The organism is Paenibacillus sp. LK1 (genome assembly GCF_002750415.1).
GTDB classification, from domain to species: Bacteria; Bacillota; Bacilli; order Paenibacillales; family Paenibacillaceae; genus Paenibacillus; species Paenibacillus taichungensis.
In genome coordinates this window covers 30,518-43,774 of record NZ_PEII01000015.1, presented here as the reverse complement: position 1 = coordinate 43,774, position 13,257 = coordinate 30,518, and the positions used below count along the sequence as shown (strand labels likewise).

At 47.9% G+C, this 13,257-nt stretch carries 10 protein-coding genes; 7 read left to right on the top strand and 3 right to left on the bottom strand.

What is annotated here, in order from left to right:
• Positions 1–104: 104 nt before the first annotated feature.
• The 7 genes from CS562_RS27035 (at position 105) to CS562_RS27005 (ending at position 9,423) form a co-directional block, all read left to right on the top strand.
• Positions 105–1,892, top strand: coding sequence for a cache domain-containing sensor histidine kinase (locus CS562_RS27035; protein WP_076292269.1), 1,788 nt, complete (start codon positions 105–107; stop codon positions 1,890–1,892).
• Complete coding sequence (locus CS562_RS27030; RefSeq protein ID WP_099858740.1) at positions 1,867–3,420, top strand: response regulator transcription factor; 1,554 nt, start codon at positions 1,867–1,869, stop codon at positions 3,418–3,420. Before CS562_RS27035 ends, CS562_RS27030 begins: the two co-directional genes overlap by 26 nt.
• 221 nt (positions 3,421–3,641) lie before the next feature.
• On the top strand, positions 3,642–4,925 hold the full coding sequence (locus tag CS562_RS27025) for an ABC transporter substrate-binding protein (RefSeq protein WP_099858739.1): 1,284 nt from the start codon (positions 3,642–3,644) through the stop codon (positions 4,923–4,925).
• 141 nt (positions 4,926–5,066) lie between these two features.
• The gene (locus CS562_RS27020; protein ID WP_099858738.1) at positions 5,067–5,969 is read left to right on the top strand and encodes a carbohydrate ABC transporter permease; all 903 of its coding nucleotides are present in this window, start codon (positions 5,067–5,069) and stop codon (positions 5,967–5,969) included.
• 2 nt (positions 5,970–5,971) lie between these two features.
• Positions 5,972–6,811 (top strand): carbohydrate ABC transporter permease, encoded by an 840-nt coding sequence (locus tag CS562_RS27015; RefSeq protein ID WP_024633028.1) that lies wholly within the window; start codon positions 5,972–5,974, stop codon positions 6,809–6,811.
• A gap of 176 nt (positions 6,812–6,987) precedes the next feature.
• Complete coding sequence (locus CS562_RS27010; RefSeq protein WP_373561766.1) at positions 6,988–8,112, top strand: rhamnogalacturonan acetylesterase; 1,125 nt, start codon at positions 6,988–6,990, stop codon at positions 8,110–8,112.
• Between the two features lie 900 nt (positions 8,113–9,012).
• Positions 9,013–9,423, top strand: a complete 411-nt coding sequence (locus CS562_RS27005; RefSeq protein ID WP_099858737.1) for a sensory rhodopsin transducer — start codon at positions 9,013–9,015, stop codon at positions 9,421–9,423.
• Positions 9,424–9,495: 72 nt separating this feature from the next.
• Here CS562_RS27005 and CS562_RS27000 read toward each other — a convergent pair whose 3' ends face one another.
• From CS562_RS27000 to CS562_RS26990, 3 genes are read right to left on the bottom strand one after another with little or no spacing between them, the layout of a single operon-like run.
• Positions 9,496–10,653 (bottom strand): Ger(x)C family spore germination protein, encoded by a 1,158-nt coding sequence (locus CS562_RS27000; protein ID WP_076292214.1) that lies wholly within the window; start codon positions 10,651–10,653, stop codon positions 9,496–9,498.
• Complete coding sequence (locus CS562_RS26995; RefSeq protein ID WP_076292215.1) at positions 10,650–12,119, bottom strand: spore germination protein; 1,470 nt, start codon at positions 12,117–12,119, stop codon at positions 10,650–10,652. Before CS562_RS26995 ends, CS562_RS27000 begins: the two co-directional genes overlap by 4 nt.
• Entirely contained in the window at positions 12,100–13,206 is a 1,107-nt protein-coding gene (locus CS562_RS26990; protein ID WP_099858736.1) for a GerAB/ArcD/ProY family transporter, read from the bottom strand. Before CS562_RS26990 ends, CS562_RS26995 begins: the two co-directional genes overlap by 20 nt.
• Between the last annotated feature and the right edge of the window lie 51 nt (positions 13,207–13,257).

Sequence of the window (13,257 nt, the reverse complement as noted above, 5' to 3'; positions counted from 1 at the left end):
GACTTGTCATCTGACCATGGATGTGTAAATATGAAAATAACTTACAGTAGATCGAAAACAGTTTCGAATGACAGCACCCTTCGCGAGCCAAAGGAGCGCTTTGGATGAGTAGAATTAAAAACGCTTTCACGAAATTACCAATTCATCATAAAACCATTCTCCTCATTGGATTACTGATGATGATCAGCTTCACATTCTATGTATCTGTCTTGGGGTATGTGTTCGGTATTTATGACCGACAAATCTATGAGAAATCTTCACAGGTGCTTAATATGTCTTCGGTGGGCATCGAGAACCAACTGCGTGAGATCTCTAATCTATCCTTCAAGGTTATGTCTGACGAGCCTCTTCAGCAATATCTACTTCAGTTGGATAAGGCTGAATCAGGATATGAGAAAAATGGCTTGCGCAAAAAAATTACCAACAGACTGGTGGCATATGCAGGTTCAGAGAAATACGTCTATTCCATGATCTTTATCGATAATGATAATAATATTATGGCAGCTGGAAACCGTGAAGGGATCTCCGAGAAAAAGCAAAAAGAATTGGTTGCTTTGGGACAGCAATATTCAGGCTCCAATGCCTGGTACACAGGCGGGGACCAACAAGCCAGATTACTGTCGGTTAGACAGGTAAAGTCTTTTACCGGTGGAGCATTCACGCTGGAGAAGCTGGGCACTCTGGTTATTCGTGTACGACTGGATCGAATTGTTCAGGATCAGATGCAGCACCCGGCAGAGGATTCACAGCTATTAATTACAGATGGCCGGGAAGTAATCTACCCAACAGAGTCGACGGTCAGTAAATCTGAAATTGAGTCTGAGCTAAAGCGCACTCAGCCTTATGGGATAGCCATGTTTGAGCAGGGAAGAAATTTCGTCGCCCGTGCGAATTCTCCGTATACCAATTGGGTGTATCTGTACATGACGCCCTTTGACCAAATGTTTAAGCAGATCCAGTTTGTCAAACAGCTGGTGACTGTTATTTTTATCATGATATTCCTGGCGGCGCTTATATTTGGAGCCAAGTTTTCTCGCAGCATTACACAGCCCATCGCCCAGTTGATCAAGAAGATGCGCAATATTGAAAAAGGCGATCTGGATAAGCTGGAGGAAGCAGCGCTGGGCAATGTCCCAGCATCTTCTCAGAACGAGGTGGGGTTGCTGCATCGCACGTTCAAGATGATGGTACAGCGTATACGCGAACTCATTGACGAGAATTATGCGAAGCAACTCGTGATCCGAGAGACCGAATTGAAAGCGCTTCAGGCTCAGATTAATCCACATTTTCTATATAACACACTGGAATCAATCAACTGGCTTGCCAAAGTGCAGAAGCAGCATCAAATCTCCGAAATGGTTGAGGCTCTCGGATTTCTGCTGCGAAGCTCAGTGAACATGTCCGAGAAGTGGATTACTTTGGAAAGGGAACTGGATATTGTCCGCAGTTATGTGACGATCCAGCACACGCGATTCGAGGAAAGACTTGATTTTGACATGGATATTGCGCCTGAAGTGGGCACTGCACGCATTCCGAAGTTAACCCTGCAGCCATTGGTAGAGAACGCCATTCATTATGCATTGGAGCCAAGCATAGAACCTTGCCGTATTCGGATTCGGGCGAGAGCAGACGGAGACAACGTTGTAATTGAGGTGGAGGACGATGGTCCGGGTATGACTCCCGAATTTCTGGAGCAATTGCAAGAGGGACGCGTACAGACGAGGGGACAGGGGATCGGACTGTCGAACATCAAAGAACGGATCAGATTGACCTTCGGCGAAGAAGGCGAAATGATCATGAGCAGCAATCCCGGATCAGGGACCGTAGTATCGATCAGAATACCTTGGATTAGAGAGGACGATGACGATGTACAAAGTGATGCTCGTAGATGATGAACGTGTCATTCTGGAGGGGATTTCGCAAGTCGTGGATTGGGCTGCAGCGGGAACGGAACTGGTGGATACCGCGAGAAACGGAATTGAAGCACTGGATAAAATCGGTCATTCCAAACCGGATATTATCATTACAGATATTTCAATGCCTGGCCTGGATGGTCTTGGACTCATTGAAAAAGCTTCCGAAGCTTATCCTGGACTTCGCTTTATCATGTTGTCTGGATACAAAGAGTTCGAATACGCTCGCCGGGCCATGCAATATGGAGTGAAACATTATCTGCTCAAACCGTGTAACGAGAACCAGATTCACGATGCTTTGTCCGAGTTGCTTCAAGAACACCAGGATGCCCAGGTAAAGGAACATGTCGCCGGAGAGATGAAACAGCGGCTGCAGCGAGTGCTACCACATGTCAAGGAGCAGTTCCTGCTGGAGTTTATGACGAACCAAACCTATGGTCCGGTTGATTTGGAGTATTATCAGGAGCTGTTTGATCTGGAGCTGGAGGATAACGAAGTTCGGCTGCTGCTGTTCCGGATTGCGGATGAACATGATTATAGTCATCTATTTGCAATCAAAAACATTGCCAGTGATCTGCTGCCCCATGTTCTGTTAAGCACTACCATTGAAGGCAAACTATTAATTTTGCTGGGGGATTCTGCCGATCCGGTTGGTCTGAAGGAGAGCATTGAGGAAGTGCGGGCTGCTTTCACCAGATTATATAAATTGGAAGTTACGGCTGCCCTAAGCGAAGCAGATCGAATGATTCAGTCCCGGCGTTTGTTCCGTGAGGCACTGCAATGCCTGAACCACCGCTTCTTTATCGGCGAAGGCAAGCTGATTACCAAAAGTGATCTGGAGCTGGCCGGGGAATGTGATGGGGTACATGTTGAACAAGACGCAGAGCAGCTCTGTCAGTTGATTAAGTCAGGCAATACGGAAGAAGCTGCAGCTGAAGTGGATCGCCTGTTCGAGCTTTTGTCCGGTCAGCAGCTTGAGATTGGGATTACTCGTTCGTATGTGGTGCAATTGTACTCCGCAATGATTCATGTCTGTCCTCCCGAGGAGGCGACGGAATTTACCCAGCGTATGGCAGAACTGCCCCATATCGACACATTGTCTGGCTTAAAATCCTTTGTCGCCAGCAGCGCAGCCCGGTTAACCTCCGGTTACTACAAAAATCATATTAGCCGTCAGTCTTCTGCCGTAGAGAAGATGATGGATATTGTGGATCGCCACTATGGCGAAGCTGATCTCTCTCTTAATGGGGTTGCCCATCAGATGTTATATATGAATCCGGATTATCTCGGCAAGATATTCAAAAAAGTGACGGGAGAAAACTTCTCCAATTATGTGAATCGTTTACGCATTGAGCGTGCCTGCGACCATATTCGTAGAGGTGGAGATGTGAAGGTTTTTGAGCTTGCCGAATTGTTTGGCTTTGGGGGGAACTCACAATATTTTAGTCAGGTGTTCAAGAAGTGGACCGGCATGACACCTACCGAATTCCGCAGAACTGGCTTATAACAATTGACTGACGATCATCTATTCGATATATGAGGGGGACTAACGGTGCCGATAGAGGTGCAGTTGTCCTCCTCTGTTTTTTGAACCAACAAGACGGTTTTGTGTATTCAACTCTGGTCCGACATTTGCGAAAATGACAATATAAAGTTCGTGAAAGCGTTATCAGAAAGTGGAAGATAACTCGTTCACACAACCATTTCAACATAAAAGGGGAGATTGGCATGGTGAAAAAGGCGATATTCCTGATGATGGCGGCATTGCTGGTATTAACAACGGCATGCAGCAGCAGCGGAGGATCGGGCGAATCATCTGGGGATGGTTCGGTAACACTTCGTATCGCATGGTGGGGATCGGATGCACGTCACGAATATACACAGAAGGTCATTGACTTGTACAAAGAGAAAAACCCGAACGTCAAAATTGATGTGGAATATGCTTCATTCGATGACTACTGGAAAAAGCTCGCTCCACAAGCTGCAGCGAACCAACTGCCGGACATTGTTCAGATGGATATTTCCTACATCAGCCAATATGCACAGAATGGACAGCTCGAAGATCTGTCCCCGTACCTCGGAAACCAGATTAAAGTGGACGATGTATCCGAGAACGTTATCAGCACAGGCGTTATCAACAGCAAACAATATGGAGTACCTGCCGGTGTTAACGTACTGGGTTTCCAGTATGATCCGGCTCTGCTCAAAAAAGCGGGTGTGGATGCCATTCCCGAAAATATGACTTGGGAATCGTATGAAGAGCTTGGCAAACAAACGGCTGCCAAAGGACTCTTTTTGGACGGGGGCGTAGCGCCGGATATCTTCTTCCACTATTTCTTGCGTACCAAAGGATTGTCCCTCTACAATGCTGAAGGAACGGGGCTTGGATATGATGACGACAAACTATTCGTTGAGTTCTTCGGACTCATGCGCCGGATGATCGAGCAGGGTGCAGCGCCTTCCCCGGATCTGGCTAACCAGACGAAAGGTATCATCGAGGAATCCGATTTGGTCAAGGAAAAAGGAGTTGGTATTTGGCAATGGTCCAACCAATTCGTAGCCGTACAACAGGTTGCCAATCGTCCACTGGAATTCGCTCCTATGCCTGGACCTGATATGGAAAAAGGACTTTACATGCAACCAAGTATGTACTGGGCTGTTACTTCGAATTCAAAAGTGAAGGAAGAAGCAGCAAAATTCATCGATTTCTGGGTGAACGATGTGGAAGCTAACAAACTGATCAAAGGCGAGCGCGGTGTGCCGATCTCGGGCAAAATTAAGGAAGCTATCGCTCCTGAACTGAGTGATGCAACGAAGCAGGTATTTGAATTCGTAGCGGCCATGGAGCCTAAGGCTTCACCAATGAGCCCGCCTCCACCAGTTGGTTCACCTGAAGTAATCGCATCTCTTGCGGATGTCGTTGAGGAACTGAACTTTGGTAAGGTTACACCGGAACAAGCAGCAGCGACATTCCGCAAAAATGCCGAGGCGGTTCTTGCCAACAATAAATAACAGTTGAATGATCGCTTGCTCATCCCAATACCGGGATGGACGGGAACAGGGCTACTCGCATAACGCGAGGGCCTTTCCCCGTCCAGTAGCCCGAAGTAAGGCTGTGGTAAGCAAGCAGATCAATAAAGGAGGTTCGTTCCGTTGAGGCAATATTCGTCGTTGCGCAGAAACTTAACCGGGTATGCTTTTATTAGTCCTTTCATCATCGGTTTTCTGGGCTTTACGCTGATTCCGATGTTTGTATCCCTATACATGTCGTTTACGAGTTATAACCTGTTCACCTCTCCGCGGTGGATTGGGCTGGACAACTACACCAAAATGTTCTTTGATGATCCGAAGTACTGGAATTCGGTTAAAGTAACGTTCCTGTATGTGTTTATTGGTGTCCCTCTAAGGCTGGTCTTCGCGCTTTTCGTAGCCATGATCCTGAATACGGGATCCCGTATGGTCGGAACGTATCGTACCTTGTACTACCTACCGTCCATTATCGGTGGTAGTGTGGCCGTGTCGATTATGTGGCGTAACCTTTTCAGTAATGAGGGTGTCATCAACAGTGCATTAACAGCAATCGGAGTCGGGCCAATCAGCTGGTTTGGTGACCCGAATGCGTCTCTCGTTATGCTGATTTCGCTGTCTGTTTGGCAGTTTGGATCTTCCATGCTTATTTTTCTCGCCGGTCTGAAAAATATCTCTCCCGAGATGTACGAAGCAGCAGGTGTGGATGGTGCCAACCCGGTACGCAAATTTTTTGGTATCACCTTACCATTGCTCAGTCCAATCATTCTGTTCAACCTGATTATGCAAACGATCGGTGCATTTATGACCTTCGTACCTGCATATATCATCTCTAAAGGCGAGGGTGGTCCAATGGACGGTACGATGCTTTACTCGCTGTATCTGTTCCGTCAGGCGTTTATGTTTAACAACATGGGTTATGCTTCGGCCATGGCCTGGATCATGCTTATTATGATCGGTATACTCACAGTCGCGGTGTTTCTGACATCCAAGTTCTGGGTGTTTTATGAATCCGAAGGAGGGAAGTAACGATGGTTTGGAGAAATGTGAAATGGCCCATCTATCACCTGTTCGTTGCAGCTTTGGCCCTCCTGATGCTTTATCCCGTTCTATGGATGCTTTTCAGCTCATTCAAAGAAAGTCGTACCATCTTCGTAACTGCCGAGTCCTTGTTCCCTACGGAATGGATCTGGAGTAACTATGCGGATGGCTGGAAAGGCGCAGGCGGAAGACCGTTTATGGATTACATCACCAACTCACTTGTTATTGTGGTCATCTCTACGATTGGTGCCGTGTTATCCTCATCGCTGATCGCCTTTGGTTTTGCCAGACTCAACTTCAAAGGACGTAACTTTTGGTTCTCTCTGATGATGTTGACTCTGATGTTGCCGCATGACGTTGTACTTGTACCCCAATATATTATCTTCACGAAGCTTGGCTGGTTGAATACCATTCTGCCGATCGTTGTACCTACGTTCTTCGGGATGCCATTCTTTATCTTCCTGATGGTTCAGTTCATTCGTACAATTCCGAAAGAGTTGGATGAGGCGGCTACCATTGATGGATGTAACAAGTTCAGACTGTATGTACAGATTATTATGCCGCTCATCAAGTCATCACTCGCAACGGCTGCGATCTTCTCCTTCTACTGGAGATGGGAGGATCTGCTCGGTCCAGTACTGTATCTGAACTCGCCGGATAAATATACGGTCTCCATGGCGCTGAAAATGTTCCTGGACAGTGAGTCTGCCTCCAATTGGGGAGCGATGTTCGCGATGTCCATTGTGAGTCTCGTACCTGTTGTAGCCGTGTTCTTTATTTTCCAGAAACAAATTGTACAGGGCATGAGCACCAGTGGACTGAAAGGATAAACGGTATTCATTCTGGATCCAAACCTGGATTAGCATGTTGAACAAGGAGGTTGTTCTTATTGAATAAGGCCCAGGGTAGTCAGGCCGTTGCCACGGAGGTAACGCTAGAGGGCGGTAAAGAGGCCGTTACCCATTGGAAGTTCAATTTTGGACCGGACTCTGGCAGTGCAGGTGAGATTGATGGTTATTTGAAAGTATCTGCCAGCACCGCATATGAAAAACAGGGGGAATACGGTTTTGAATCCGGCTCCCTTGTGTATGAGAAGCAACGGATAAGTGAAGACGAAGTATCGGATACCAGTCGGACTAACAACGGCAAACAAGGGCAGGCAAATGTGTCTGCCCGATTGCGTTCAAGCTTTTGTATTCCACTCAAGGCATCTTTCATCGTTGAAGTCCCCGATGGAACCTATCAGGTTTTGTTAACTGCAGGGGATGACTTGGCGGAGACGATCACCCGAGTCAAAGCCGGAGAGGGAAGATTGATGCTGCCAACCATACGTACACTTCCTGAGCAATGTGCAGAGGTTCGATTCTCGGTTGTGGTTCGTGGCGGGAAGCTCCGACTATCCTTCTCCGGTCCTGCACCACGGATTAATGCATTGGAGATCACGCTTGCCAATCAAACGATGACAGTATTTCTCGCTGGTGATTCTACAGTGACAGATCAGCCGGAAAGTGGATATCCATACTGTGGCTGGGGGCAGCTGTTACCCGCACAGTTCAAACATGATGTTGCTGTGGATAATCATGCCCAGTCAGGACGCAGTTCCCGAAGCTTTATCAATGAAGGCAGATTGGATGCCATTCTGGAGAAGATGAAACCGGAAGATTTTCTGTTTATTCAATTTGGACATAACGATGAGAAGCCGGACCCTGACCGGGGAACGGAGCCTTTCACAACATATAAGGAATATCTGAAAAAGTATATCGATGCCGCCCGCGAAGCTAAGGCTCGTCCGGTGCTCGTGACACCCGTGCATCGGCGCTATTTCGCTGATGACGGAACATTGACCGACACCCATGGCGATTATATCGTCGCCGTGCGTGAGCTGGCACAAGAGGAAGGGGTACCGCTGATCGATCTGGCTGAGCGAAGCCGCATCCTGTTCGAGCAAGCGGGCATTGAAGGCAGCAAGGAGGACTTCATGTGGGTGCTGCCGGGTGAGTATGTAAACTTCCCAGCAGGCGTGGAGGATAACACGCATTTTCAGGAGCGCGGTGCCCGTCGCCTCGCCATGCAGGTAGCGGAAGCCATCCGCGAGCTGCGCCTGCAGCCGCTGCAAATGTATTTGAGGTGAGGGAGCAGCGAAGGAGGGCGGAATCGGAGCAGAGGGAGCGAAGCGTCCGCCTTTGGAGCGGGATTTTCCCTGCTGAGGGGGGAATGAGGAAGAAATCCCGAACCAACAGCGGCCCACAGCCCGATCCGCCCACCGCAGCGCCTGCACGCAAGTTAGCCTTGCTTTTATTAAGTGAGTTAACGAAGTAACGAGCAAAGTTGCTTTTAAGTTGTCCAGCGCATATAGCGAGGCAATAAGCCTATAAAAAGCCAAGGCGAGCGTTGCAGCGGAGGAGGGCGGAATCGGAGCAGAGGGAGCGAAGCGTCCGCCTTTGGAGCGGGATTTCCCCTGCTGAGGGGAAATGAAAAAGAAATCCCGAGCCAACAGAAGCCCACAGCCCGATCCGCCCACCGAAGCGCCTGNGAGCTGCGCCTGCAGCCGCTGCAAATGTATTTGAGGTGAGGGAGCAGCGAAGGAGGGCGGAATCGGAGCAGAGGGAGCGAAGCGTCCGCCTTTGGAGCGGGATTTTCCCTGCTGAGGGGGGAATGAGGAAGAAATCCCGAACCAACAGCGGCCCACAGCCCGATCCGCCCACCGCAGCGCCTGCACGCAAGTTAGCCTTGCTTTTATTAAGTGAGTTAACGAAGTAACGAGCAAAGTTGCTTTTAAGTTGTCCAGCGCATATAGCGAGGCAATAAGCCTATAAAAAGCCAAGGCGAGCGTTGCAGCGGAGGAGGGCGGAATCGGAGCAGAGGGAGCGAAGCGTCCGCCTTTGGAGCGGGATTTCCCCTGCTGAGGGGAAATGAAAAAGAAATCCCGAGCCAACAGAAGCCCACAGCCCGATCCGCCCACCGAAGCGCCTGCCCCGCGAGCCTCCCGTGCGTTTAACTAATTATTGCATTAGCAAAGGAGGAATTATTAATGGCACAGGATCAGACAAACACTTCGGCACATAAAATATCTTCCACTGCGACAGGTCACACCTATTGGGTGATTCCCGATGGTTACATTCCACCGGACAGCTCGGGCTCACTGGAGAGTCACGAGAGCATCTGTGTATTAAATGCAGGCACAGTGGGTGCACAGCTACAAATAACGATCTATTTTGAAGATAGGGAACCGCTCGAAGACATCGTGGTTGAAGTACCTGCGCGGAGAACAAAGCATATTCGGACGGCTTCGTTGAGATCGGGTGAACAACTTGTTCCTCCGGGAGTACCCTATGCCATTACCGTCGCCAGCAATGTTCCTGTTATCGTACAGTACAGTCGTTTGGATACCACTCAGCCTGAACTGGCACTCATGAGTGTTATGGCGTTTCCACTGGGATAACATGTGAATCATAAAATGAAAAGACGATAAGTAACCTTGCATGGACTGCAGGCTACTTATCGTCTTTTTGCGTTACTCATCGTATTTATACGTACTGGCATTGAGGATTTTCACATGAACCTCCACCTTACCGAGTTTAAACCCCTCAAGTGGATTAGTCCTTTTATATACCGCTTGTCTCCATAAAGGGAGATCATGACGATATAGATGTTCCACAAAACCGTAGGAATCAACTTTGCGTGATTTGGTTTTTTCAAACGTATTGCGGATTTCGGACTCAATCTGTTTCTCCGCTGCCTTTTCCATGACATGGGGAGAACGATGAGAGTCATGATCCTCGATGATGGCGCCTTTAACCGAAGTAATCAAGTCAAATGTAACACCGTTTCCTTCTTTCCTCGCCTTAATCTTGGTCTTTGGGTTATTAAGCCTAAGCGTCAGCTCCGGCATTTTGCTCCCGTTGCTGTATACGTACAATGGATATTGATAGACGCGGTCATAATTCACGAATCGTGTGCCATCAGCGTCCTTACCCGTAACCCTGCCTTGATTTTTACCGTTTGAAATGACGTAAAACCCATCCATTCTAATCAGCGGGGGTGTTTCATCCCCGTTATACCAGGTCTGGTTCTGATTGGTAATGGACGGCAAAAGAATAACGGAAGCAGGCTCCCGAAATCCGTCAAGGAGCTGATGTAGCCGGATGGGTTCATAACCGGAATGTTGCTTGTACAGCTTCATAGGTTCAAACAGCTCGATCGTCTGGGCGGATTGGTTCAGCAGGGCAGAGGGAGAGAGTACATCTGTAATGTTATGCTCTGTACCGTAGAGCCAAGGGGTATATCTCAGTTGGCCTGAATGCAACAGTGTATTGAAGACATCCTCCAGTCGTCCATTCAACACATTTTTGGATAAAACAATCGCTTTTACATGGGTCCACAGCGTTTGTTGCTGAGAAGTTTGATATAGGTCATCAATAGCCATACTCAGCGTAGAACCCTCACCCCGTCCGATCCAGATATCACTTGCTTGCCTTGAAGTTGGCCCTTCCTGTTTGGCAATACTGGAGAAATCAATGAGCTGAGCGTAAGCAACGTATTGGTTGTCTACATAATCTATTCCTACAGCCGTGATAAAGTTAATGCTCTGAACCTCTTTGGAATCCCAGCACCCGGTCAACAGGATAAAGCAGCTTATAAGCAAGCTAACCTTAGCCATCCATCTTGTCACGAGCGTTTCCTCCGGCGAGTGGAATCCTGGGTATGGAGTACGGCTGGGCGTTTGGTTCGTTTCATGGAAGGGGGCATGGAGACGGCTTGGGTGAAGTCGCCGGGTATATAAGGAGAGACGGGTGACAGGTATGAGACACCATAACACTCCAAGGATACGAGGTGCACCAGCAGACCAAGCAGTCCAATCATGAAACCGAATAACCCAAGAATGGAAGAAATGACTAGCATCCCAATCCGGACTTGAGCAGTAGCCCCACTGAGCACGGTATTCACCAGAATATAACTGGAGATCACCGAGATAGCGACCGTGACTATGATTGTGGGAGAAGTAATTCCTGCTCGAATAGCTGCATCTCCAATAATAAGTCCACCTACGACGCTGACGGTTTGTCCCAAGGCACGTGGGAGTCGGCGGCCAGCTTCATTAAATAGCTCGAACATAAATATCATTAAAAATGCTTCCAGCGTTACTGGCATGGGTAGACCCATCCGCGTGCCTGAAATGGTTGCCAGCAGGGGCAAGGGGATCTGCTCCACATTGAAACTGGTCAGGCCAATATAAAAGGCAGGAAAGAAACAAGCAATCAATAATCCGGAAATGCGCAAAATTCGCTCAAAAGTAACGATGAAAAAGGGGGTACTCTCGTCTTCCGGCGATTTTAGCTGATTAAACAGAGTGGTTGGAGCGATAATGGCTACCGGTGAACCTTCAATGAGAACCACAAATCGCCCATTTAAAAGAGAGTCCACGACATAATCGGGTCGCTCCGTATTATCCGTGAGTGGGAAGATACTGCGAATTCCCCCCATAATTGCACGTTCCATAATAGAGGTACCAAGAATGCCATCGATTTCAATTTGGTCGAGATTCTTGCGTGCTTCTTTCAGAATATCCGGGTTAATGATGTCTTTGACATACAACAGACCAATAGAGGTCTGGGTACGACCACCTTTAACATATTTCTCATAACACATGGAAGAGGTTTTCATTCGTTTGCGAATGAGGCCGATATTTACGGACAGCTCTTCAGTAAATCCGTCCCGAGGTCCTTTAATTGATGACTCGATTGCTGACTCCTCAGGGTTTCTTCCTGGTATACTCGCGATATCTAGACTGCAGGACTGATCACCATTTCCGAAAATAAGCAGTAATTGTCCGCTAAAAATCAGCAGATTTAAATTCTCTGTATCTGTAAGATCTTCTATTGGATTCAAGGTTAATCCCAATTCTTTGGGGTGTGCTTCTTCTATGAACAGAGAATGCTGTTCCAGCCGTGGGATAATAAACTGGTTGATTTGTTTACCGTCCACCAAACCATCGCAATAGAGCATAATTACCGACATATCGGTTTCATCTTTGGCTGGAAAGGTCTGAATAACAACATCTGCGCAGGGATCAAACTGCTCTTCGAAAGAGGCAAGCAGTGTTTCATGGGACGTGGTGTCAATCGTTTGGTGCTCCATGATGTTTCCTCCTCTGATGGCGTGAACTGATGTATGCAACTGCTGTTGCAACTACCGCTAGTCCGCTCAGATACATGAGATTGAACGGGAATATGTACTGGACAAGCAGCTTTTCGAATGTCATATCATCCAGAGGATACAGCATGGAAAGAATAAATAAAACGCCAAGAGTGGCACAACATATGATCCTTCTGGAGGCGCTCTTAATATTCCAAATTTCTACTACAATATACATGGCCAGACTAATCCGGGTGAAAGAACCGGCGAGCCATTGGTAAATGGAAAAGAAATCAGTCTGGGCAATATATTTGCCCAAGGAGGCAATTCGCCATTCTTCAAAGGCCGGATAACGCATTTTGGCAGCTTCGAAAGGGTCGAATTCCACGATTGCCCCAATAAGTGGGCCAAGGGTTAGACCAAGAATAATTGATGCGAGCATCAGGTATTGCCATACACGTATCCGCTTGGAGAGGTGGGGCTGCAAGTACCAGATGAACAGCAACTCAAACATGCCTGAAAGGCTGTAGACTGTGCCATGAAATACGGGATGCCAGCCATGTTCAAGCACAGGCAACAGACGACTGTAATCCTTGTATTGTGTATTAACGATAGCGACATAGAAGCCAAGCAACACAACCAAAGGCAGGATCAAGCCTGCTGTAAATGCCAGAGAGCGTACTCCTTTATAGGCCGCATAGGCACAGAGAGACATCAGGGCAATGCTTGTAACCAATATTGGCGTCTCCGTCAGATAATTGGTTTTGGCCCAAGTGGTGGTATCATGCAGAGTGAAGTAGATCACGGACAGAAAAAAGAGGCTGTTTCCCACCCGAAACAGCATGCCAAGAGGCTTGCCAAGATGGGAAGTCAGCCATTCATGCAGGGTTTGGTGCTGGAGAAAACGAGAAACATACGCAAGCATTAGAGTGAATATAAGATAAGGTCCTGCAGACAACAGAACGGATATCCATGCATCCCTTTTGGCTGAAGACAAAAGGGCAGGGATGATCAGGACGTGGCTGATCAGGCCGACAGATAACATCATTAACATCATGGCTTGCAAAAAAGAAGGCTGTGTTGGTTTCATGCTGAGGGGACCTCTTTTCCCAATATACTGTTCTCAGCAGTGTTAACGTGA

Coding starts and splice junctions, on each gene's coding strand:
- CS562_RS27035 (WP_076292269.1), top strand. CDS start 105: ATGAGTAGAATTAAAAACGCTTTCACGAAATTACCAATTCATCATAAA.
- CS562_RS27030 (WP_099858740.1), top strand. CDS start 1,867: ATGTACAAAGTGATGCTCGTAGATGATGAACGTGTCATTCTGGAGGGG.
- CS562_RS27025 (WP_099858739.1), top strand. CDS start 3,642: ATGGTGAAAAAGGCGATATTCCTGATGATGGCGGCATTGCTGGTATTA.
- CS562_RS27015 (WP_024633028.1), top strand. CDS start 5,972: ATGGTTTGGAGAAATGTGAAATGGCCCATCTATCACCTGTTCGTTGCA.
- CS562_RS27005 (WP_099858737.1), top strand. CDS start 9,013: ATGGCACAGGATCAGACAAACACTTCGGCACATAAAATATCTTCCACT.
- CS562_RS26995 (WP_076292215.1), bottom strand. CDS start 12,119: ATGGAGCACCAAACGATTGACACCACGTCCCATGAAACACTGCTTGCC.
- CS562_RS26990 (WP_099858736.1), bottom strand. CDS start 13,206: ATGAAACCAACACAGCCTTCTTTTTTGCAAGCCATGATGTTAATGATG.